Source organism: Hyalangium versicolor, assembly GCF_020103695.1.
Lineage (GTDB): Bacteria > Myxococcota > Myxococcia > Myxococcales > Myxococcaceae > Hyalangium > Hyalangium versicolor.
Window position 1 is genome coordinate 204,040 of the sequence record NZ_JAHXBF010000001.1, and the last position, 22,793, is coordinate 226,832.

General features: G+C 67.8%; 20 protein-coding genes and 1 tRNA gene. 15 read left to right on the forward strand and 6 right to left on the reverse strand.

The features are described from left to right. Positions 1-21 precede the first annotated feature (21 nt). Positions 22-1,626 carry a hypothetical protein gene (locus KY501_RS00795; RefSeq protein WP_224360401.1) on the reverse strand — a complete coding sequence of 535 codons (1,605 nt, stop codon included), beginning with the start codon at positions 1,624-1,626 and terminating at the stop codon, positions 22-24. A 34-nt stretch (positions 1,627-1,660) separates the two neighbouring features. Beyond that, positions 1,661-3,763 carry an OmpA family protein gene (locus KY501_RS00800; protein ID WP_224360402.1) on the reverse strand — a complete coding sequence of 701 codons (2,103 nt, stop codon included), beginning with the start codon at positions 3,761-3,763 and terminating at the stop codon, positions 1,661-1,663. A gap of 215 nt (positions 3,764-3,978) precedes the next feature. Here KY501_RS00800 and KY501_RS00805 point away from each other — a divergent pair, with 215 nt between their 5' ends. The 11 genes from KY501_RS00805 (at position 3,979) to KY501_RS00855 (ending at position 14,714) form a co-directional block, all read left to right on the forward strand. Next, positions 3,979-6,474, forward strand: a complete 2,496-nt coding sequence (locus KY501_RS00805) for an ATP-binding protein (RefSeq protein WP_224361052.1) — start codon at positions 3,979-3,981, stop codon at positions 6,472-6,474. 43 nt (positions 6,475-6,517) lie between these two features. Then, positions 6,518-8,386 (forward strand): tetratricopeptide repeat protein, encoded by a 1,869-nt coding sequence (locus tag KY501_RS00810; protein WP_373691538.1) that lies wholly within the window; start codon positions 6,518-6,520, stop codon positions 8,384-8,386. A 14-nt stretch (positions 8,387-8,400) separates the two neighbouring features. Next, on the forward strand, positions 8,401-9,240 hold the full coding sequence (locus KY501_RS00815; RefSeq protein ID WP_224360404.1) for an alpha/beta hydrolase: 840 nt from the start codon (positions 8,401-8,403) through the stop codon (positions 9,238-9,240). A 48-nt stretch (positions 9,241-9,288) separates the two neighbouring features. Then, the gene (gene bacN / locus KY501_RS00820) at positions 9,289-9,630 is read left to right on the forward strand and encodes a bactofilin BacN (protein ID WP_224360405.1); all 342 of its coding nucleotides are present in this window, start codon (positions 9,289-9,291) and stop codon (positions 9,628-9,630) included. Between the two features lie 57 nt (positions 9,631-9,687). Beyond that, entirely contained in the window at positions 9,688-10,011 is a 324-nt protein-coding gene (locus KY501_RS00825; RefSeq protein ID WP_224360406.1) for a bactofilin family protein, read from the forward strand. 3 nt (positions 10,012-10,014) lie between these two features. Then, complete coding sequence (locus KY501_RS00830) at positions 10,015-10,674, forward strand: bactofilin family protein (protein ID WP_224360407.1); 660 nt, start codon at positions 10,015-10,017, stop codon at positions 10,672-10,674. Positions 10,675-10,741: 67 nt separating this feature from the next. Beyond that, positions 10,742-11,620 (forward strand): ParB N-terminal domain-containing protein, encoded by an 879-nt coding sequence (locus KY501_RS00835; protein ID WP_224360408.1) that lies wholly within the window; start codon positions 10,742-10,744, stop codon positions 11,618-11,620. Further along, complete coding sequence (gene pyrE, locus KY501_RS00840; protein ID WP_224360409.1) at positions 11,621-12,187, forward strand: orotate phosphoribosyltransferase; 567 nt, start codon at positions 11,621-11,623, stop codon at positions 12,185-12,187. Then, positions 12,184-12,813 (forward strand): hypothetical protein, encoded by a 630-nt coding sequence (locus KY501_RS00845; RefSeq protein ID WP_224360410.1) that lies wholly within the window; start codon positions 12,184-12,186, stop codon positions 12,811-12,813. Before pyrE ends, KY501_RS00845 begins: the two co-directional genes overlap by 4 nt. A gap of 130 nt (positions 12,814-12,943) precedes the next feature. Further along, positions 12,944-13,771, forward strand: coding sequence for a trypsin-like serine protease (locus KY501_RS00850; RefSeq protein WP_224360411.1), 828 nt, complete (start codon positions 12,944-12,946; stop codon positions 13,769-13,771). Positions 13,772-13,817: 46 nt separating this feature from the next. Beyond that, positions 13,818-14,714 carry a trypsin-like serine protease gene (locus KY501_RS00855; RefSeq protein WP_224361053.1) on the forward strand — a complete coding sequence of 299 codons (897 nt, stop codon included), beginning with the start codon at positions 13,818-13,820 and terminating at the stop codon, positions 14,712-14,714. A gap of 31 nt (positions 14,715-14,745) precedes the next feature. On the opposite strand, the gene KY501_RS00860 is transcribed toward KY501_RS00855, so the two are convergent. Genes KY501_RS00860 through nadB form a run of 3 tightly spaced genes read right to left on the reverse strand, consistent with a single transcriptional unit; the run spans position 14,746 to position 17,668 of the window. Beyond that, positions 14,746-15,339, reverse strand: a complete 594-nt coding sequence (locus KY501_RS00860; protein ID WP_224360412.1) for an LOG family protein — start codon at positions 15,337-15,339, stop codon at positions 14,746-14,748. 1 nt (position 15,340) lies between these two features. Further along, positions 15,341-16,072 (reverse strand): rhomboid family intramembrane serine protease, encoded by a 732-nt coding sequence (locus KY501_RS00865; RefSeq protein ID WP_224360413.1) that lies wholly within the window; start codon positions 16,070-16,072, stop codon positions 15,341-15,343. A gap of 6 nt (positions 16,073-16,078) precedes the next feature. Beyond that, complete coding sequence (gene nadB, locus KY501_RS00870; RefSeq protein WP_224360414.1) at positions 16,079-17,668, reverse strand: L-aspartate oxidase; 1,590 nt, start codon at positions 17,666-17,668, stop codon at positions 16,079-16,081. 83 nt (positions 17,669-17,751) lie between these two features. On the opposite strand from nadB, the gene KY501_RS00875 reads away from it, so the two are divergent. The 4 genes from KY501_RS00875 to KY501_RS00890 all read left to right on the forward strand — a co-directional run bounded on the left by KY501_RS00875 (position 17,752) and on the right by KY501_RS00890 (position 21,333). Next, positions 17,752-18,435: a lytic transglycosylase domain-containing protein gene (locus KY501_RS00875; RefSeq protein ID WP_224360415.1), complete on the forward strand. Its 684-nt coding sequence runs from the start codon at positions 17,752-17,754 to the stop codon at positions 18,433-18,435. Continuing rightward, positions 18,392-20,494 carry a tetratricopeptide repeat protein gene (locus KY501_RS00880; protein ID WP_224360416.1) on the forward strand — a complete coding sequence of 701 codons (2,103 nt, stop codon included), beginning with the start codon at positions 18,392-18,394 and terminating at the stop codon, positions 20,492-20,494. The genes KY501_RS00875 and KY501_RS00880 overlap by 44 nt, the downstream gene beginning before the upstream one ends. A gap of 11 nt (positions 20,495-20,505) precedes the next feature. Next, positions 20,506-21,186, forward strand: a complete 681-nt coding sequence (pgsA, locus tag KY501_RS00885) for a CDP-diacylglycerol--glycerol-3-phosphate 3-phosphatidyltransferase (RefSeq protein ID WP_224360417.1) — start codon at positions 20,506-20,508, stop codon at positions 21,184-21,186. Positions 21,187-21,258: 72 nt separating this feature from the next. Beyond that, positions 21,259-21,333 (forward strand) — tRNA-Gly (locus KY501_RS00890). Between the two features lie 51 nt (positions 21,334-21,384). Here the strand turns inward: KY501_RS00890 and KY501_RS00895 are convergent. Further along, positions 21,385-22,764: a metallophosphoesterase family protein gene (locus tag KY501_RS00895; protein WP_224360418.1), complete on the reverse strand. Its 1,380-nt coding sequence runs from the start codon at positions 22,762-22,764 to the stop codon at positions 21,385-21,387. Positions 22,765-22,793: the final 29 nt, after the last annotated feature.

The following is a 22,793-nucleotide window of genomic DNA, read 5'->3' on the forward strand; positions in this document are numbered from 1 at the left end:
TCTCGCACCTCGCCCGCCCGCCTACGGTGTGACGGGCCTGACCTGCCGGTACTCGGGAGGCAACAGCGGGCGCACGATATCTCCGCCCCGGCGCATCCAGAGCGTACCGGCGTCATCGATCGCGACGGAGATGCTGCCGGAATTGATCTCGTAGCGATAGAGCTCGCCCTTGGCGGGATCATCCGTGGCGACGATCTCCAGCGGCTGCGGAGACGGCAGGTTCTCCGTCGGCGCCGAGCCCGTGAGGAAGTAGAAGGACTGGGCATACGGAGGGCCGCCGGACTGGACTCCGAGCACCACCAGGCCGCCATTGGGGATGAGCGGGTTGTCGACTCCTCCCTTGTTGAGTATCGCGCCGTTGTTCGCGTCGAGGAACCAGACCTGCTGAGCCGCGATGGCCGCGATCCGGCTTCCGGCGCCGTAGGGCACCAGGGCGACGATGGGCTTCTTCAGCGTGGGGGGCTCCGCCCAGAGCTGCGCTGTGTCCGTGCACCCATTCGCCTCGGTTTTGCACGCGAAGACCTGCGTGATGCCTCCCACGCCGGCGAAGGCCATGTACAGCAGGTTGCCGTTCGCGTTGAACGCGGTCGGCGGAGCCGAGGTGGGAGTGATGTCACTGGCCACCGTCTTCATGATGAAGGCGCCCAGCTCGATGCCTCCCGTCGCGGGGTTCTGCCGGCCATAGTCCACGCGCGACACGTAGATGTTCGCCCGGCCGGACGGCGCTCCCGTCGTCGTGATGCTGGCGATCATCACGTCGTCCGCGCGCGTCAGGGGCGGGGAGATGACGAAGCCCCGGGGCGTATAGGTCCACTTGATGGCGCCGTTCTGATGGCTGATGCGGTACACGAGATTCTCGCCACCGCCGGAGCCCGTATCGGTGATGACTGCGTCTCCATCCTCCGCCACGGAGAGCTGATCCAGGGGGATGTCGATCTGGCCGGAGATGTTCAGGTTCTCGTCGATAGCGATGGCGCCCGCCTGGGGCGTCCACACCCAGCGCTTCTTCGTCGTCGGATTCTTCGGGGTGATGACGGTGCTGTTGGTGCAGAGGAACGGCATGCTCTTCTGCTTGCGCACGCCGTTGTTCTTCTCGACGAGGAAGAGCGTGGGGATGCCGCCCTCGAGGTTGCCGCAGCCCAGGAAGTAGATGAGGGGCAGGGTGCCCTCGGTGACGAAGTTGTCGGTCACCAACTGGGTGTTGAGCGGGGCCTCGATGACCTCGGCGGCCGGGAAGAAGGTGGCCGCGGCCGGCTGCGAGTCATTCTGCCTTCCGTCGGAGCACACCACCCGCGCGTAGAGCGAGAGCTTGGCGGCGATGCCTCGGGTGTACTTGATCTCGTTGATGGCCAGATCCACCGACACGGCACCGGGCCCGCTGTAGGCCACGGACTTCAGGAAGTCCTCCCGGTCGTAGATGGACAGGCTCTGGATCGTGTCACAGCCGGTGGCGCTGACCATCACCGTGAGCTTCTGCCCGGCGGTGTTGGGCTTGGGCACCGTCAGTGTGGCCTGGGGGGGATCCTTCGGGGGCGGCTTGGGGGTACCGCCTCCGCAGGAGAGGGCCAGAAACGACAAGGGGAGGAGCGCGGCACGCCAGGGCGTCAGTCGGAGGGTGTCCTTCATGGCCCCCGACTCTACCGCGTGCCGGGCCTCGGGATCATTTCTCCAGGATGAGCAGCTCCACGCGCCGGTTGAGCTCCCGCCCTCGGGGGGTGAGATTGGGGGCGATGGGGCGCGTGTCTCCGAACCCCGCGACCTCCAGACGCGACGCGTCGATTCCGGCCTTCGTGAGCGCCGCCGCCACCGCCTGCGCCCGATCCTTGGAGAGCTGCAGGTTGACTGCCGGGTCGCCCTGGTTGTCTGTGTGGCCTTCGATGCGCACGCGCTTGATGCCCCCTCGCACGAGGGTGTCCACCACCTGCGAGATGAGCGGCTGGCTCTCCGCGAGGATGACCGCCTTGCCGGCGCCGAACTGGATCTGCTGGGCCAGCTCGATCCGGTCCTCCTTCACCTCCACCAGCTTCTTCTTCGGCTCCGGCTCCAGCTCGAAGGAGAGCGCCTGGGTGGCGCCGTCGGAGGCCTGGACGTCCCGTGTCTGTGCGAGGAATCCCTTCGCCACGACGTTCACCACATAGTGGCCGGCGGGCAGCTCGATCTTCGCGGGCGCGGAGGCAGAGTCGGACGTGGGAAGCTCCTGGCTCTTCGGACCCTGGAAGCTCACCGTGGCCGCCACCGGCTTCTTCTGCGCGGTGGTGGAGACGGTGAAGACAGCCGGGCGGGCCTCGGCCTCCAGCAGCATCTCCACGGTGGCGGTGTCGCCCGCGGTGACCCGCAGGTCCTGCTCGGACTGCCGGTAGCCTTCCTTCTGGGCGGAGAGCCGGATGGGGCCAGCTGGCAGCTGATGGGTGAGGAAGCGTCCGGTCCCTGCCTCGGTCGCCACCGGAGGGAGTCCGGCGCCAGGCACCGTCACCAGGACGCCCGCGATCGGCTTGCGGGTCGTGAAGTCGAGGACCACGCCCGACACCTGCCCCGTTTGAGGCGCCTGGGGCGTTGGAGTGGGGGAAGGAGGAGGAGTCGTCGGAGTCTTCTGGACCACCTGGGTGGCATCCGGTTTCGCCTCTCGGACGACCTCAACGAGCCGCGTCTCGGGACGGTCGAGCAGATCCACGGTGTAGGCAGCGCCGAAGAAGAGGTTGATGGGCGGAGTGGCCGGTACACCCAGGCCCACGGCGCGCGTGAGCCCGAACTCGGCACCCACACTGAAGGTGACATCGCGTACGGCGGTGACCTTGGCGCCCAGGTTGAATGTCTTGAAGGCCGCGCTGGCCGCGGAGACGGTCTGCCCGTCCGGAGCCACCAGCCCATCACCGCCCACGCCCAGCGGATAGGCCAGATTGAATTCGAGGAACGGTGTCACCCCGCGCAACGGAGCTTCCACTCCCAGCGCGAGCGCCAGGCGGTTGAAGCGGTTGACGTTGAGCGCGTACTCCTCGGAGGCATTGAGGCGGGTGTCACTCACGAGATCTCCCGTCCCGTCCAGGACCAGGCCCAGGTTGCCGTGGGCCCGCAGCGGGAGCTTCGGGTTGAGCCTGCGCAGCTCATAGGTGGCGATCACCCTCGGCGCGAAGCCGAAGGCCGCCCGATCCACGTTCTGGTCCCCCACGCCGGAGAAGAAGAGGGCGCGCAGATCGACGCCGGCCCACAGGCCGGGGATCCACTCGTGCGAGCCGCGGGCGCCCAGCGTCACGTCTCCCAGTGCCTGGATCAGGTTGGGGGACGAGCGCGAGTTGCTGTTGGAGGAAGCGGTGTACGAGGCGGACAGTTCGAGGAACTCGAAGGGCACATAGGCGAGCGCGAAGGTGCCAGCCGTGCGCTTGTTGTCCGCGTCCCGCACGGGGAAGCTGCCATTCTTGAAGTACTCACCGGTCAGCGAGAAGCGCAGCAGGCCTCGGGCCCCCAGGTCGGCCCCTGCCACGCGCAGCAGGCCCACGCCTCCCACCGCGCTGGAGGTGAGGCGCAGGTTGGCGGGCGCCGTCCACGCGTTGTGCAGGGTGGAGGGGCTGTGTCCCTCCGAAGGGGCGGGAGCAGTGAACGGTTGAGAGCCTGCCTGCTTGTCATTGCCAGCCGGAGCGGATTTTACTGTTGTCGGTACTGCCGAGGTGGGTGGGGAAACAGGGGGAAGAGTGTCCCCTGTGTTCTTGGCTTGTGCGCGGGCGAGGCACGCAAACACGAGGGTCGCCGCGAGGAGCGGGGTCCGCATGAGACTGAGCGGCGGGAAGATTCGCGAAGGACGCACGGCGGCGGAGTATACGCTTCGCGTCCACCCTCTCAATTCTTGGTCCACGGACGGCACCTTGCCGTCCGCTAGTCCGCGAGCGGGTTCAACGGCATGATTCGATTCGTCAACATGAGGGCTCACGCGCGGAATGCCCGGAGTCCATTTCTTTCTCGTCGGGGAATGCCTTGAGAGTCACCGTGTCGCCGGAGCAGCGCGGTCGAGTCCTGGTGATCGGTGCGCGAACGGCCAGTGAGGTGCTGGCTTCGCGTCTCTCCGAGAGCGGTTTCCAGTGCGCCATCGCGGATGACATGGAGGGCGTGCCCCAGGTGGCGGGCAGCCTCCAGCCGGAGGTCATCCTGTTGACCACGGCGGCCAAGCGCGCGGCGGAGACGCTGGAGGGCATCCGCAACATCGCCCAATTGCGCAATGTGCCGGTGCTGGCGGACGGGACGCGCTCGCGCTCGGCGGATGCGCTGAAGAAGCTGGCGCTGGATGGAGTGATTCGCGGCTCGGAGGAGATGGTGCCGCGGCTGGAGGCTGCGCTGCGAGCGGGCCGCCTGCGAGAGACGGAGGAGCGCACCCGGTTGAGGATGGGGATGCTCCTGGAGATCACCGAGGCGGCCACCAGCTCGCTGGAGCTGGACGCCATCCTCCGCATCGCGGTGGACAAGGTGGGGCGCGTCACGGGCTCGGATCGCTGCTCGGTGGTGTTGGTGGAGGGCTCGCACGCTCGCACCGGCACGGTGGTGGCCACGCAGGAGGATCCGACGCTGGTGCAGCTCGAGATCGAGATCTCACGCTATCCGGAGCTGCGCCGCGCGCTGGAGACGCGCCAGCCGGTGCTCATCGAGCGGGCGGAGAACGATCCGTTGATGGCCGAGGTGCGGCCCAACATCTTGGCGGTGGGAGTGCACTCGGTGCTGGTGCAGCCGCTGGTGTGCCAGGACGAGCTGCTGGGCGCGCTCTTCCTGCGGCACTCGCGGGCGGGCACGACGTTCGGGCGGGATGAGCAGGCCTTCGCGCAGGCGGTGGCCGGAGTGCTGGCCAACTCCATCCGCAACGCGCGCCTGCACACGGCCGTCAAGCGCAAGCGCGAGGATTTGGAGCTGGCGTACGTGGAGCGCTACCGCGAGCTCTCGGATGCCAACCGTCGCCTGAAGGAACTGAACCGGCTCAAGGACGAGATCATCGCGGTGTGCAGCCATGACCTGCGCGCTCCGCTGCAGGTGCTGCTGGGCCACGGGCGGTTGCTGCTGGAGGGCCAGGTCACCGCGGATCAGAAGATGTCCGTGGAGGCGATGATCCGCCAGGGCCGGAAGATCCTCGGCCTGGTCGAGTCGTTGCTGGAGAAGGGCAAGGGCGAGGCGGCGCGGCTGTCCATCGAGCCGCGCAAGCTGGACATGGCGCAGCTGTGCCGCGAGAGCACCACGGAGCTGAACATCCTGGCCGCGCAGCGGGGCATCATCCTGCGCGCGGAAGCCAGCGTGAGCCTGATGCTCATTGGCGACGAGGTGAAGCTGCACGAGGTGCTGCAGAACCTCATCACGAACGCGATCCACCACGCCAAGGACAAGGGGCAGGTGGTGGTGCGGGCGGTGCGGCTGACGCGTCCGGACGGGGACGCGGTGAAGATCACCGTGCAGGACGATGGACCGGGCATTCCTCCGGACGAGGTGCACCTGGTGTTCGACCGCTACCGCCACGGGCCGAAGGGCACGGGGCTGGGGCTGGCCATCTGCAAGGAGTTCGTCGAGCTGCACGGCGGAGAGATCTGGGCGGAGAACTCGCCGGAGGGCGGCTGCATCTTCGTCTTCACGCTGCCCATGGCCCAGGAGGCGCCGCGCAAGTCGGTGACGCCGGTGCCGCTGATGGAGCCGCAGCAGCCGCGCGTGCTGGTGGTGGAGGACGAGGCGGAGATCGCCGCAGTGCTCGCGGAGGTGCTGCGCTCGCGCTACCGCGTGGAGGTGGCGCGCGACGGCCAGGAAGGTGTGGCCAAGGCGCGCAACCTGCGGCCGGATCTGGTGGTGATGGACGTGTTCCTGCCCAAGCTGGACGGCCTGGAGGCCACGGTGGCGCTCAAGTCCTCCACGGACACGGCGCACATCCCGGTGATTCTCCTGTCGGCGCATCAGGGTGTGGCCGAGAAGGTTCGCGCGCTCAACCTGGGCGCCGTGGACTACATGAGCAAGCCCTTCAATGCGATGGAGCTGCTCAATCGCACCGAGCGGGCGCTCAAGGCACCTCCCGGCGGACTGGGTGAGCCCGACCGGAGCGGCGCGCTGTCCGTGCGCATGGGAGGCGATCCAGGCACCAACCTGTACGACAAGCGCGGCCTGCTGGTGAAGCTGGAGGTGGAGGTGTCCAAGGCTCGCCGCTACCACCGGCACATGTGCGTGGCTGTGCTGCGGCCGGAGCGGCCTCAGGCCGACATGCCCAAAGGCGCCACGGATGTGCTGCGCAAGCTCTTGAGGACCCCGGATGCCGTGGCCCACATGGGCTCGGGGGTGTTCGCCATCATGCTCCCCGAGTGCGATGTGGAGGGGGCGCGGACCGTCATCCACCGCTTGCTGCCGGAGATGCAGCACGTGACGGGGCTGGCGTACCAGCAGGCGGTCGCGGACGTGAGCCTGGACAGCGATCCGGTGGATAAGATTCTGGACAGGCTCGGGGCTCCCATCGCGACCCTGAGCTGACGGACTGCGCAGCGGGCGCGCACGCGCTACAATGAGGACCAGCGTGCGCTCCCTTCGTGCCATCCGAGCCGTGCCGCTGCTCTTCCTCGCGGGCCTCTCCGCGGCCGCCGCGCCGCCGAAGCGCCCCAAGGTGGACCGCGAGGCCATGCGTGAGGCCGTGGATGCGGGGGCCGAGCGGGATGATTTCTCCTCGCCCGCCAGCTACGCGCACTTCCTTCAGTCCCAGTTGCTGCACCACGCGGGTTCGCATCGCGCGGCGGCGGACGAACTGCGCATGGCGCTCGCCACGGACGAGGGCAATCCGTACCTCCTCACCCAGCTCGGCGAGGAGTACGCCCGTCTGGGGGACCTCTCCAAGGCGGAGAGCGAGCTGCGCCGCGCCGTGGACGTGTCGCCCCGGTACTACCCGGCCCACGTGATGCTCGGCCGCGTGCTGCTGGAGGCAGGGAAATACTCGAAGGCCCGCATGCACCTGCGCCGGGCCCTGGCGCTCAAGCCTCGCGAGCCCGAGGCGTACCTCGTCCTGGCCCAGCTCCACCTGGAAGCCAAGCAGCCGGAGGAGGCGGTGAAGGTGGTGGAGGAACTGGCCGCGGCGCTCCCGGGGGAGGCCTCCGGGTATCGCCGCCTGGGACTGGCGCTGGCCGAGCGCGGGGACAAGAACCGCGCGGAGAAGCTGCTTGCCCACGCTCTCGAGCGGGATCCGGGGGATGTGGAGGTCTCCATCACCCTGGCGCGGCTGTACGACGCCAGCGGGCGCTCCGCCGAGGCCGAGGAGTGCCTGGCCCGGGCGCTCGAGCATGACCCGGACAACCGTGAGGTGCTGCTGTCGGCGGGGCGGATTGCCCTCAAGCTCGGCTCCGCCACTCGGGCGCGGGCGTACTTCGACCGGTTGCTGTCGATCACCGACGATCCCGAACTCACGGTGCGGGTGGCCTTTGCCTTCCTCGCCTCGAAGGAGACGGCGGCCGCCGCCGACGTGCTGGACATGGCCCGGCGCGGGCGGCCGAAGGAGCCCCGCATCTCCTATTATGCGGGGCTGGTGCATGAGCGGCAGCGGCACTACTCCCAGGCTGCGGCCGCCTATGCCGAGGTCCCCGAGTCCTCCGAGCTCTATGATGAGGTGCGTGCGCGCCGGGCAGGGTGTCTCTCTCGAGCGGGACAGCATGCTGACGCGCTCGCACTCTTCGAGGCTTCCCTGGCGGACTCCCCGGACGATGCCGGCCTGAGGGTGCAGTACGCCCGGGCGCTGGAGCGCAGCGGCGCCGCGGAACGGGCCGAGGCCGTGCTGAAAGAGGCCGTGGCGCGTACCCCCGGCTCCGATCTGTACGAGGCGCTCGCCGCCACCCTGCACCGGCGGGGTCGCTCCGCGGAGGCCGTGACGCTGTTGCGCGAGGCCGTCTCCCGAAGCCCTCGGGATGAGGCGCTCCTGTATGCGCTGGCCTCCGCCTACGATCTGCAGGGGGACGCGGACAAGGCCCTGGCGCAGATGCGCTCCGTGCTGGCGATCAACGCGGAGCACGCGGCGGCCATGAACTTCATCGGGTACCTGCTCGCGCAGAAGCGCCGGGATCTCCCTGAGGCCGAGCGCCTGGTGCTCCGGGCTCTGGAATTGCGGCCGGACACGGGGGCCTTCCTGGACTCGCTGGGCTGGGTGTACTTCCAGCGCGGGGAGTACCAACGCGCAGTGGAGGCACTGGAGCGGGCCACGCAACTGGAACCGGACGAGCCCGTCATCCTGGAACACCTGGGGGATGCCTACCGGCAGGTCTCCCGGCGTGCGGACGCGGTGTCCGCCTTCCGCCGTGCCATCGACGTGCTGACGCTGGACCCGGAGGCCGCCGAGCCCCCCCTCCAGCGGATGCAGCTCGAACGGAAGCTGAAGATGCTGTCCACGGAGGCTGCGGGCCGCTAAGTTCACGGCCCGATATGGCGCGCCACGACGAGGGCTTCTTCACCGCGAAGGACCGCCTCCGGCTCTTCTGGACATTGGACCTTCCGGACGCCGCGCCGCGGGCCCATGTGGCCATCGCGCACGGCTATGCCGATCACATCGGCCGGTACCGCCCCGTCACCGAGGCGCTGGTGGCCGAGGGCTTCGCCGTCCACGGCTTCGACTACCGCGGCCACGGCCGGGCGGACGGGCGCCGGGCCTACTGCGAGAAGTGGCCGGACTACCTGGACGACCTGGCGCTCTTCTGGGAGCGGGTCCGCAAGGCGGCGGGCGGACAGAAGTCCTTCCTGCTCGGGCACAGCCACGGCGGGCTGATGGCGGCGCATCTGGCGGAGCGGGGCGGACTGGACTCGGCCGCGGGGTTGGTGCTGTCAGCCCCCTACCTCAAGCTGGCCATCGTCCCCCCCGCCTCGAAGCTGCTGGCGGCGAAGCTGGTAGGCAAGGTGATTCCCTGGCTGCCCATCCAGAACGAGCTCAAGCCCGAGCACCTCACGCGGGACACGGCCATCGTCCGCGCCACGGCGGAGGACCCGCTCTACATCCGCACGGTGACGCCGCGCTGGTTCGTCGAATCCACCCGGGCCCAGGCCGAGGCCCTGGCCCAGGCCGTTCGGGTGACAGCACCCATTTTCATCTTCTGCGGATCCAACGACGCAGTGGCCGCGCCGGCGGCAGCGCGGTCCTTCTTCGAGACGGTGGGGTCCACGGACAAGAAGTTCAAGGAGTATCCCGGCATGTTGCACGAGCCTCTCAACGAGCTGGGGCGCGAGGAGGTGTTCCGGGACATCTCCGGCTGGATCTCCGCTCATCTCTGACATAATCAGGGCGCGGACTTAGCGATTGGCGCTTCCGAGGGTCACCGCATGGCACAGGGCGAAACGGGCATCATCGGCAAGGGAATCGTCATCAAGGGCAGCCTCACGGGAGGCGGAGATCTCGTGATCGAGGGCCGGGTGGAGGGGCAGATCGCCCTGAAGAACCACCTCACCATCGAGAGCACGGGCAAGGTCCAGGCGGACATCCGTGCCGAGGAGCTGACCATCAACGGCGAGGCGAGCGGCAACATCGACGCCTCGGCCCGGGTTTCCATCAACGCGTCGGCCAAGGTGGCCGGCGACATCAAGGCTCCGCGCGTCGTCATCGAGGATGGAGCGGTGTTCAACGGCTCCATCGAGATGGAAGTGAAGCTGCCGGACGACATCTAGCAAGTCCCGGCCGTCGAGGGACGACGAAGCACAACCCTTCGGAGGGGTGCAACACTCATGGCGAATACGGTCATTGGTTCGAGCATCGTCATCGACGGGGAGATCTCCGGTGACGAGGATCTGGTCATCCAGGGCACGGTGAAGGGGAAGATCTCCCTGAAGGAGAGCCTCTACGTCGAGGGCAGCGGCGTCGTCGAGGCGGACATCGAGACGCAGAACGTGGAGATCGCCGGCCGGGTGACGGGCAACATCGTCGCCAGCGACAAGGTCGAGCTCAAGCAGGACTGCCGCGTGGTGGGCGACATCAAGGCCCCTCGCATCCTCATTGCCGACGGCGCCTCCTTCAAGGGCAACGTCGACATGGATCAGAAGGAGCGATGACGCGTGGCCATAGCGAAAGACGTGGCCGGCTCGGCCGGCAACAACACGGTGGTGGGCCCGTCCATCCTCATCAGCGGCAAGCTGACGGGTGACGAGGATCTCACGGTCCGTGGCCGCGTGGAGGGCGAGCTGACGCTCAGCAAGACCCTCATCGTGGAGACCACGGGCGTGGTGAAGGCGAACGTGGCGGTGCGCAACGCCATCGTCAGCGGGGTGGTGGTGGGCAACATCAACGCCACCGAGAGCGTGGAGCTCACCCGCGAGGGCCGCATGGTGGGCGACATCCACGCCCCGCGCGTCATCATCGTGGACGGCGCCAGCTTCCGCGGCCGGGTGGACATGGGTGAGGTGGAGCCGGGCCGTGTGCCGGTTTCGCGCCCGGCGGTGACGCGTCCCACGGTTCGGCCAGGGAGCACGGTGCCGGCTCGTCCGGCGGCTCCCGCGCGTCCTGCCGCGAGCCGTCCTGCGCCGCCGCCTCCTCCGGCCGCGCGTCCTGCCGCCAAGCCCGTGCCGCCTCCTCCGCCGCCTGCTCTCGCCGCAGGGAGCGGGACGGCCGCCGGGGCTGCTGGGACGCCGGCCAAGGGAGAGCCCACCGCGCCAGTCCCGCCCGTCGTGGGCGCTGGTGCCAAGAAGAAGGTCGTGGTGAAGAAGAAGGCCCGGTAGAACGGGCTTTCGTCTTGCCGGCACCGTGACGTGAGCGGCACGGCGCCGGATCGAGCCAGGGGTGCCGATGGACGCCGAGAACAGGGACGACGGAGAGGACGGGAAGCCGGACGCGCCGGGGGAGTCATCCCCGGCACCGGGAGAGGGTGAGGGTGTGCCTGCAGGTTCGGAGGCACGGTCCGACGAGCCCTCGGGGAAGGCCATTCTGCTGGGCGCCGGAGAATCCACTCCGGGGCAGCCCGAGGCGGGCGCGGAGCCGTCCGCGGACGGCTCGCAGGAGGAGTCCGAGGCCTCTTCGGAGGAGTCGGCTTCCGGGGCTCCCGAAGGACCGCCGCGCATTGCGAACCAGATGATCCTGGCCTCGCTCCCCTTGGAGCAGATTGAAGGGGACACGACCTTCCGGATCCGTCCGGAGGGGGAGATTGCGAAGTTGGCCACGGATGTGGCGCGGCTGGGGCTGCTGTTCCCGGTGGACGTGCGTCCCAGCGGGCTGAACCGCTATCAGATCGTCTGCGGCTTCCGGCGGGTGGCGGCGCTGCGGTTCCTCAAGAGGGATCGCGTGCAGGTGCGCATCCACACGGCGCTGTCGGACGAGGATGCGCTGCTGCTGGCGTTGGCGGCGGCCATCCATGCCAGCCCGGTGGATCGCGAGCAGCTCGAGGCCACGCGTGATCAGCTGGAGGCGGAAGGGCGGCTGAGCGCGGCCACGCGGGACATGCTGGAGAAGGCGCTGGCGACGGACGACTCGCTGGCGCCCGAGTCGATGGAGGAAGAGGTCGACGCGGACGAGCTGGCGGCGGATGCGGCGCAGCGGCTGGGGTCGCTGAACCAGGATCTCTCGCTGTTGGCGGACGTGTTCACCTCGCTGGATGAGTCCCGCCGGGCGGAGCTGCTGATGCAGCTGCGGTACTCGGCGGAGCTGGTGGCGTACCTGGAGGGACTGTAGATGAACAGCGCGCTGGCTCGGGATCGGGCGCGGCTCCTGGAGCTGCTCACCGAGCGCTCCTTCGAGCAGCGCAAGGTGGTGCTCTCCTCTGGCAAGGAGTCGGATTTCTACATCGACTGCAAGCGCACGGCGCTGCTGGCGGAGGGGCACTTCCTGGTGGGGCGGTTGCTGCTGGACGCGATCATCCGCGAGGCGCCGCTGGCGGTGGGCGTCGGAGGCCTGACGTTGGGGGCGGATCCGATCGCCTCGGCGGTGAGCCTGACGAGCTACCTGGCGGGGACGCCGCTGGAGGCGTTCATTGTCCGCAAGGAGCCCAAGGGGCATGGGACAGGGCAGTGGGTGGAGGGGTTGAGCGCACTGGGGCAGAACGCGCCGGTGGCGATCGTCGAGGACGTGGTGACGACTGGGGCTTCGACGCTGAAGGCGATCGAGCGGGCACAGGCCGAGGGTTTGAAGGTGCTGGGCGCGTTCGCGCTGGTGGATAGGCTCGAGGGTGGTCGCGAGGCGGTCGAGGCCGCGGGCTACCGGCTCTTCACGCTCTTCAACCGCAAGGACTTCATCCCGTGAAGAAGGGGTTCCGCGTCGCGGCGTTGCTGGGGTTGCTGTCGGGTTGCACCACGACGCCTCCGACCATTGGCGATCCGGCTCCGCAGCTGAATGATCGGCGGGCTGAGCAGGCGTACCAGGAGATCTTCAACCGGTTCTCGGACCGGGCGGAGATCTACGACGGCTTTGACACGCGGCTGTTCGCGGGGGCGACGTTCCAGACGGCGCCGTTCCGCGAGGCGCGGGTGCGGCGGCTGGCGGAGTTCCAGTTCCTGCCGAAGGCGAGGGTGGAGGAGCTGCTGGCGAAGGAGCACGCGGAGGAGGCTCAGTTCAATGAGTTCTACCTGGGCGTGCACGTCAACGATCTGCGCTTCGAGGATCTGGCGCAGCGCAAGTCGATCTGGCGGATTGTGATGCTGACGCCATCGGTGGAGGTGGAGCCGGTGAGCATCGAGCGCATTGGCCGGGCGAACCTGGACATGCGGTCGATGTATCCGTACCTGGGAGTGTTCTGGGTGGCCTACCGGGTGCGGTTCCCGAAGGTTCTGCCGGACGGCACGCCGGTGATTCCGGACAGCGCCACGCACGTGCAGCTGCGACTGGCCTCCACGCTGGGCCACGCCGAGCTGCGAGTGCACGCGCGCTGAGGCGGTCGTGCGGAGCTCCGGTTGCTTCCTGCAGCTCCCAATCCTGCTGCTGATGGGACTCCTGGGGTGCCAGGGGTGTCCCTCCTCCAGGTCCGAAGCGTCTGATGCATCGAGTGTCCCTTCGAAGTCCGTGGTCGCGCTCGAGAATCTGGGGCCGGGGCAGCCTGAATCCCTGCTCGTCGAGCAGCGGCTGATCGAGCTCGCGGGCCAGATCGACGTCGACAATCGCTACGCATCGGCGGTGATGGTGAAGGCCCGACTTCGGGATGGGTTCTGGACAACCTGTGGAGGGGTTGCCATCGGGCGGCTGTTCGTCCTCACAGCTGGCCATTGTGTGTGCGAGCGGAGGAGCACTGTCACGCCCCAGGCCGACAAAGGGACGATCATCGATAGCTCCGCATGTGCGACGGCGGCCACGGTGGAGGCCTTTCGCTATCTGCGGTGGAAGGAGGGAGGGCGGGAGCAATCGGGAGGGGAGGGGAGGACGTACTCAGGTTCGATTCATCCCCATCCCTCATTCGAAGTGCTCATGGACGGGCAGGGGCATGTGGTGTCGAGCCGTGCGGATCTGGCGCTCATTCAATTGGAGAAGCCGCTGGGAGAAGAGGTGCCCACGGCTTTGCTAGCGGATGAGGAGGTTCAGGTCGGCGCCCCCGTCATCATCGTGGGGTACGGCTACGATGAGGTCAGCGACTTCTTCGGGAGTGAGCGCCGCTTCTGCGTCAACAGGGTGGAGAAGTTCCTCGAACCGGGAGCGGAGCGAGTCCAGGTCACGCAGCCCGGAGGACATCGCTATCGGAGTGATAGTGGAGGGCCCTGTTTCCGAGCGAGCACCGCTGGGCTCGAGTTGGTAGGCATCTCGAGCAGGAATCTCGGCGAGGGAGCGACTTTCACGAGCACGTACCCCTACCGAGACTGGCTGCGAAAAGAGCTCCGACGGTCAACGACAACGCCGTGAGGGCGGGAACATGCCTGGGAAGCCATCGAAGATCGCCTGCATAGGGATGCTCACCGCGCTGGTGCTGGGAGCAGGCTGTCGTGCGACCGCGCCGGGCACGGGCGGTTCATCGCGAGAATATGTTCCTGCCGAGATTCAGCCAGGCCCCGGCGAATCCATCGTCTCGGAAAGCACCGTGGATACGAGGAATCGCTATCTGGCGACCGTGCTCGTTGACGGGGGGCGTGGGCCCTGCAGCGGTGTGCTCGTGGCTCCGAGGTTGGTCCTGACGGCGGGGCATTGCGTCTGTTCTCCCCATTCGTTGCCTGTCGCAGACGGTGAGGGCAGGACGATGATTGATACGACCGTCTGCTCGCCAACGGCGACGATCAAGATCGTGACCTACGAACCAGATGGGGTGGCGCGGGCCCATGAGCACATGGGCGCCGTCAGGCCTCACGATCAGCTCGAGGTTCGCTACGACGGCCAGAACAAGGAACTGTCGAGCCGTGCGGATATCGCCGTGCTCGTCCTGGCGGACAAGCCTGCTGGCGTGAAGCCCGTGCCGCTGGCGATGGAACAGGTCCAATACAACCAGCCCGTGACTCTGGTCGGCTATGGGGATGACGGGCTTGGAGGGCGTGGGCTGCGGCGCTCGGGTACCAACGAGATCGCGAGTGTTGAGGAGAGCGGAAGCACGTTCCTGGTGGGCAAGCCGGTCCTGTTCCGGCAGCCCTACAGAGCCAAGGAACGCGTGCTGGTGAGAGAGAAGGCCGCCTACAGCCGTAAAGGTGACAGCGGTGGGCCATGCCTGCGCGAGAAGGGAGGCACGTTGGAACTGGTGGGGATCGCCAAGACGTACTACGGCAGCTCCGTGGAGCTCTCCGAGTACACGAGCGTGTCCTTCTACGGGAAGTGGATCCGCGCGGAGATCGCCCGTGCCAGGCAAGCAGACACGAACTGAGAAGCGGAGATTCCTCTTCTCGTGACCAGGCTCACGTCTCCTCGGTCCGGCGTATCCACTTTTCCGTCACCTGCATGGTCGGGCCGGCCTGCAGCCGGTCCAGTAGCTCCGCCGCCGAGCCGCTCACGGCGAAGGGGCGCTCGTGCGCCTCGGGGACGAAGCCATCCTCCACGCCGCGGCGGACCATGGCGATCAGCGGCTGGAAGTAGCCGCCCACGTCCAGCAGCCCGATGGGCTTCTGGTGCAGCCCCAGCTGTCCCCAGGTGATGATCTCGAACAGCTCGTCGAAGGTGCCGAAGCCCCCCGGCAGCGCGACGAACGCATCCGCGCGCTTGGCCATCAACGCCTTGCGCTCGTGCATGGAGTTCACCAGGTGCAGCTCGTGCAGCCCCTGATGGCCGAGTTCCCGTTGCTGCAGACTCAAGGGGAGCACGCCCACCGCCCGTCCTCCCGCGGAGAGCGCCGCATCCGCCAAGGCGCCCATGAGGCCCACGCTGGCCCCTCCATAGATGAGCGTCATCTTGCGGCGAGCCAGCTCCTCACCCAGGGCTTGGGCCGCGGCAAGGAACTCGGGCCGCGAGCCTGGCCGCGAGCCACAGAAGACACACACCGTTCGCACGTCCATGTCAGAACCCCCACCGCCGTTCCGGGTGGGCGGCGAACATCGCCACCACCGCAGTGATGAAGAGAATGAGCGGCAGCGCTCGTGCATAGACCGCTCGCCCGAGCTTCAAGGCGATACCGCAGGGCAGCCCGAACAGAAAGCCCCCGAGGTGGCCCGCCCAGCTCACGCCCGGAATCAGGCTGATGACGACCATCTGCACCAGCCAGATGCCCAGCTGCCGCCGTCCCTGCTCGGTGGCGATGGGCAGCATGACGCCTGCCCAGCCCAGGATCATCCCCGAGGCCCCCACCATGGGCCGATCGAAGTCGACGAAGAGCGAGAGCGCCGAGCCTCCCAGCGCCGTGACGAAGCACAGGCCCAGGAAGCGCCAGCTCCCGATGCTGCGCTCCAGCATGAACCCGAGCGAGTACACCACCATCATGTTGAACAGCAGGTGGAATGGGCTGCCGTGCTCGAAGACACAGCTCAGCAGCCGCCAGTACTCACCCTGCTGGACGAGCGGGCCATAGAGCGCCAGCGGAATACCGCTCTGAGCCAGCTCCATCCCATCCGGCTTGGAGGAGAGGGCGGGCAGCAGGTGGTTGTGCCCCAGCAGGTACAGCACGACGCAGCTCGCGATGAGCGTGCCGCACACCGGCGTCCAGCGAGGACGGGGCTGTGGGGCTGACTGTGGCTGCTCCGGCGGCGGGGATTCCCCGGGGGACGGATCGAGAATGCGAGGCGAGCGCGCCATCGGTCCTCAGATCTCCCGCGAGACGACCGTGTCCCGCTGCCAGTGATGTTCGTCCGTGTTCGGGTAGTCGAGCGTGAAGTGCAGGCCGCGGCTCTCCTTGCGGCGGCTGGCGCAGTCGACGATGAGGTGGGCCACGTCGGCGATGTTGCGCAGCTCGATGACGTCCCGGGTCACCTTGAAACGCCAGTAGTAGTCCCGGATCTCCTCGCGCAGCAGATCCAACCGGCGCCGGGCGCGCATGAGCCGCTTGTCCGTGCGGACGATGCCCACGTAGTTCCACATGAGGCGGCGGATCTCGTCCCAGTTATGGGTGACGACGACGCTCTCGTCCGAATCCACCGCGCTGCCGGGATCCCACTCGGGAGGCTCGTGCTGGAGCGTCGGGAGGCTGCGTGCCTCCTCGGCGATGACCTGGGCGGCGCGGTGCCCGAAGACGAGCCCCTCCAGCAGCGAGTTGGAGGCCAGCCGGTTGGCGCCATGCAGTCCCGTCTGCGCCACCTCGCCAATGGCGTAGAGCCCGGCCACCGAGGTGCGGCCATTCAGATCCGTCACCACGCCGCCGCACATGTAGTGGGCCGCGGGCACCACGGGGATGGGCTGCACGGCCATGTCGATGTTGAAGGCCTTGCAGGTGGCGTAGATGTTGGGGAAGCGCTCGGAGAGGAAGCCGCGCCCCAGGTGCGTCATGTCCAGGAAGACGCAGTCATCACCGGTGCGCTTGAGCTCCGCGTCGATGGCTCGGGCCACCACGTCGCGAGGCGCCAGCGCCCCGAGCGGGTGGTAGCGCTCCATGAAGGTCTGCCCGTTGCGCAGCCGGAGCTTGCCGCCCTCGCCTCGGAGCGCCTCGCTGATCAGGAAGCTCTTGGCCTCCGGGTGGTACAGGCAGGTGGGGTGGAACTGATAGAACTCCATGTTGGCGATCTTCGCGCCGGCCCGGTACGCCATGGCCACCCCGTCCCCCGTCGCCACGTCCGGATTCGAGGTGTACAGGTACACCTTGCCCGCGCCGCCCGTGGCCAGCACCGTCACCTTGCCGAGGAACGTCTCGATGTGCCCGCTCTCGGAGAGGGCGTAGGTGCCCAGGCACCGGCTGCCGCTGCCCGGGCTGGGGCGCCGGTCCAGGATCAGATCGATGGCGGCGGTGTTCGGGAAGAAGGTGATGTTCTTCTGCTCGTCGCACGCGGCCAGCAGGGCCCGCTGCACCTCTCGGCCGGTGATGTCTCCGGAGTGGATGATGCGCCGCGCCGAGTGGCCTCCCTCGCGCGTCAGATCGAACTCGCCCGACACGGCCCGGTTGAACTCCGCGCCGAGCGCCACGAGCTCCCGGATGCGATCAGGGCCCTCGCGCACCGTCACCTCCACCGCGTCCTGGTGGCAGATTCCGGCGCCAGCGACGAGAGTGTCCTGGACATGGGCCTCGAAGGAGTCCGTGGGGGCCAGCACGCTAGCGATGCCCCCCTGGGCATACTGGGTGTTGCTCTCGTAGCGCTCGCGCTTGGTGAGCACCGCGACGGAGCCATGGCGGGCAGCCTGGAGAGCGAACGAGAGGCCGGCCACCCCGCCACCCAGGACGAGGAAATCGAAGCGCTGGGGCATGGGCGGAGCCTTAATGGGTGTAAGTGCTGGAAACAAGGCGTTTTCTTGAGGACTTTCGAGCAGCCGTCTAAGGTTTGGGGGCCATGCGCCCTGGCCTCGCCCTCCTGACAGCCTTGCTGATGCTCCCCATGGGGGCCGCTGCCGCCGAGGGCATCTACCGCTACGTCGAGAAAGACGGGACGATCGTCTACACGAACGTGCCTCCGCCGGGGGGCAAGCGAGCGAAGCGGCTCAAGGGCACCTTCACCCAGGCGCAGGCGCCCTCGGCTCCGGTTCGAGGCCGTGCGAGCGCTCCGGCGGACCTGGAGCCGCACATCGTCACGGCGGCGAAGCGCTACCGGATTCCTGCTCCGTTGGTGCGCGCGATCATGCACGCGGAGAGCAACTTCGACTCGAACGCCGTGTCTCCCAAGGGAGCATGCGGGCTGATGCAGCTCATGCCCCAGACTGCGACGGAGATGTACGTGAAGGACATCTTCGACGAGAAGGAGAACATCGACGGGGGGGTGCGGTACCTGCGGGTGCTCGCCAACCAGTTCGAAGGGGACATGGTGAAGATGATCGCCGCGTACAACGCAGGGCCGGACGCGGTGCGCCGGAACGGAGGGGGCATTCCTCCCTACGAGGAGACGCAGGAGTACGTGCGCAAGGTCCTCCAGCTCTACTACCACTACAAAGAGCGCGAGCGGCTCGCCCAGAACGAGCCCCGCGAAGCGACCAACGATGGCGACGACGCGAGCGACGGGGCAGGAGTCGGGTCCCGTTGACGACGAGTTCCTGCACCTCCTCTACCAGGGGGGAGAGCTGCTGGCAGCGGGCAAGCTGATCGAGGCCAAGGACTTCCTCGAGCGCGCCCACCAGCTGCAGCCGAAGAACGAGAAGGGGCAGAACCTTCTCGGGCTGGCGTACTTCAAGCTGGGGCAATTCGATCGGGCGGCGGAGCTCTACGAGATGCTCGTGCGCGACAACCCGGTGGATCCGACACTGCGGGTCAACCTGGGCCTGGTGTACCTGAAGACGAACGCGCTGCAGCGGGCAGTGCGCGAGTTCGAAGTGGCGGTGGATTTGGCGCCGGACCACAAGAAGGCGCACAACTACCTGGGATTGGCGCTGGCGCAGCAGAGTGAGTACGGCCGGGCGCGCGAGCACTTCATCCAGGCCGGCAGCGACGCGATGGCGGAGAAGATGGGCCGTGCCATCGAGGGCGAGGGCTACAGCCGTGCGCCGTCGCCGGCGCAGCCAGTCAAGGCGCGAGGGAGCGCGGAGGGCGCTGAGGAGGGCCGGGGGCAGGGTGGGGGGCCGACGCACGAGACGCCACCGCCCACGGGCGCGGATCTGGTGATCGACGTGGTGGAGGAGCCTCCGGCGCAGCAGGCCGCTGCGGAGCAGTCTGGAGTGTCGAGTACACCGGTACCGGTACCCGAGGAGCCGCCCGCACAGGCCGCCGAAGACGACTGGGGCGCGCAGTTCGGGCTGGATGATTCCTCGCAGCAGGGCGCGGTTCCGGCGCAGGAGGCCTCCCCCGAGGAAGTTGCTCCGAGCGCTGAGGCCGCGATGGCCGCCGAGGAGGCCCCACCGCCTGCTCCCGAGAGCGAATACTCCGGTGCCGAGGGCCCGGTGATGGCCGCATCGAACGCCGCCGCGGGACAGGGCACGGACTTCGCCATCTCCGTGGACGAGGAGCCGGGCATTCCGATGGCGGAGATCGCCGAGACGGCTCCGGTCCCAGCGCCGAACCTGCCGATGCTCTCGGTGGAGGATGTCTCGGAAGACGGGATGCCGGTGCTGACTGCGGAGCCCGAGAACCCGGAGGATCTGGCTGCCATCGCGCAGCATGAGGAGACTCCCGGCGGTCAGACGGAAGAGTTCGCGGTGCCGGCGAACGCACTGGAGAGCGTGCCCGAGGCGGCCGTCGAGGAGGTCCCCTCCATCGAGACGACTGAGTTCGCGTTGCCCGAGGCTGCACTGGAGAGTGCGCCCGAGGCGGCCGTCGAAGCAGTTCCTCCTCCGTTGCCGGTCAGCGAGGTGGAGGGTGCCGTTCTGGCGTCTCCCGAGACGGCCGAGATCCTGGAGGCGCATCCGGAGCAGCTTGCGGGAGTGGAGCCGGCGGTACCGACGCCTCCGCCCATGCCCCTGGCTGCCGTCTCGGGAGGGACCGGGCAGCAAGCCTGGCGGGGTGGGGCGGTGCCGGTCCTGGGAGAGTTGGCACTCGGGGTGGAACTGGGAGGCGCCAGCGCGGAGAGCCCCTTCACGGTGGGGGCCAGCGGCTTCTCGGCCCGAGTGGAGGGAGAGCTGCTCACGCGGCTGGATGGATTGGTGGCCTTCACGGGCTCGCTGGCCTTCAAGCCGGAGATGAAGCGTTTCCGGGGGAGGACGACGGACAAGCCCTTCGGAGAGGGCTCGGCGCGGGTGGTGCGAGCCACGGGTCGGGGTGTGCTCTTCATCGAGCCGGCCGAGCAGCGCACGTTCCACGCGGTGGACCTGGGAGATGAGTCGGCCTACTTCCGGGACGAGTGCCTGTTCGCCTTCGAGGAGCCGGTGATGTTCGAGAACGGACGGGTGCCCTCGGAGGTGGCTCCGGACCTGGACCTGGTGCACCTGAGGGGGAACGGGAAGGTGCTGTTGAGCCTGTCGGGGCCTCTGCGTTCGGTGCGGGTGGGCATGGAGGCGGCGGTGACGGTGCCGTTGGCCTACCTGGTGGGCTGGCAGGGGAACCTGACGCCGAAGGTGGTGAGCCTGTTGGAGGGGGTGGGAGGAGAAGTCCTGAAGACGGCAGTGGAGTTGAGTGGCGAAGGATTTGCCCTCATCAGCCTGCCAGTCCGCTAGAAGGGGGGCTCATGGACCGAGCCACCAAGAGGCAGCGCAAGCGGGAGGAGCGGGCGAGGCGCAAGGCGGCGCGCAAGCCGAGCGTCCTCGTGCAGGAGTTCTGGAACCTGCCGAACATGCTGACGCTGGGGCGGATCCTGCTGATCCCGGTGTTCGTGTGGTTCACGTACGACGCGGACCCGTACTACTCGTTGATGGCGGGGGTGGTGTTCGCGGTGGCGGCCATCACGGACGTGGTGGACGGGTACCTGGCGCGTAAGTGGAACCTGATCACGGTGGTGGGGAAGTTCATGGACCCACTGGCGGACAAGCTGATCGTGATGGCGGCGCTGGTGATGATGGTGCGGCTGGGTCGGATCGCGGCGTGGGTGGTGATCGTGCTGCTGGCGCGGGAGCTGATCGTCAGCGGCTTGCGGACCATCGCGGCGAGCGAGGGCATGGTGATTGCGGCGGGGCAGGAGGGGAAGTGGAAGACGAGCCTGCAGTTGGTGGGGGTGATTTCACTCTGCGTCCACTACGTGCATCCGTTGGACTTGGGGTGGCAGGTGGTGACGGTGGACTACAACAAGGTGGGCAAGGTGTTGGTGTACCTGTCGGGAGCGTTCTCGGTGTGGAGCGCGGTGGTGTACTTCCGAGCGTTCCTCTCCATGCTGGCCAGGCGAGGTGGAGGAACCGACACACAGAACGCTTGACGTGCCGGATGCGGGTGGGTATATCCGCGCTCACTTCGACGGCGCGGTGACGCGGCGGCGGGGCAGACAGATGCGGGAATAGCTCAGCGGTAGAGCATCGCCTTGCCAAGGCGAGGGTCGAGGGTTCAAATCCCTTTTCCCGCTCCAGAATGAAGTCCGGCGGCCGGAATCCTTCAAAGGGTTCCGGCCGCTGGCGTTTCAGGCTGCGGGCACGTGCGTAGAGGCCAGCGCTCTGAGCGTCCTGGGAGGATCATCCGGGTGCTCCCACTGCACCAACGACACCGTCGCTCCACCCTTCGGGTCCGGCTCGGCCAGAATCCCGGTGAATCGCTTTTCCAGCTTCGCCAGGTGCTGCCGCGCGGGATCCAGTCCGGGGTTGCGCTGCAACTCCTCGAGGAAGTCCGCCCAGATCTCATCGGACGCATCCGGCGACGGCAGCCGCATCAGCCAGATCCATGTGCCGGAGTTCGCATAAACCCCACTGGAGTCCACCTTCCAGCGCGCCGCATGGGTGTGGCCGCTGATAACAGCCCCCGCGCCGAACTTCTCCGCCAGACGTTGGGCCTCCTGGGTCTCCTCATTGGTAGGCTCCAGGCTGAAGTGCCGCTCACCGCTCTGGCCAACGATCAGCCGCTGCACGCGCGCGTAGGCCCCCAGAACGGTTCGAGCTACCTTGAGGCGGGCTTGGCTCAGCGCGCCCTCGTCCCCATCGAAGCTCATCGCTGTGTCGCTCAACGCCGCCTCCAACTCCTCACGCTCCACGTTGGAGAGGCCCGCCCCATCCAGCGTGCTGGCCAACCCCAGGTCCACTGGCCCCGGCTCGCCGGGATCGAAGTTGAGCGGCATCCGCGACTTGCGGAACAACTGCCAGAGGATGTCGAGGGAAGTGCTCTGGAACAGCAGCTTGACCGCTGAAGGATTGACCGCCAGCGCCGCCAGCACCGCCCCCTGGAAGTCGGGTGCCAGGAGATTCGCGAACTTCATGCTGTACCGGGCCTTCAGCGGATTGAGCAGCGTCTTCACCAGCACAGAGCCGGCGGCGTACTGGTAATCCTTCGCCGCAGCGCCAGTCGGAGCCCCGGGTCCAGGCAGGTGCGCGTACTCGACCTTGTTCCAGTTGTCGGTGTGGTCGCCGTGCGCCATCAGCAGCCGCGCCCCGCCCACGTCCAGCAGCAGCGGCGAGTCCCCGCGCATGAACGCGAGCCTCGCAGCGATCTCGGGCGGTTGGCGAAGTGCCTCGCGAAACACTGTCTGGACCTCGGCCAGGGCCAGCTCGATGTCGTGATTGCCCAGGCGAATGATGACCTCGCCGCCCCTGGCCAGGATGCGCCCGAGTGCGGCGAACACGTCCGCCGTAGAGGGCCAGCAGGCCAGAGCCTGCGCCTGCTCCACCGCTAGCTGCGTGTCGAGCACGAGCGGATCATCGTTCATCAGGAAGTCGACCGCGTCTCCATTCAGCACGACCCGAGTGGGTTCGCTCTGTGTGTCGAGAAACTCGGGAAGCTCCCTGGCTCCCGCGAAGATTTCGTACTCCGGGCCATTCCCCAGGTGCAGATCACTCAGAATCACCGTACGCATGTCAAACCTCTTTCAATCGTTGTCACAAC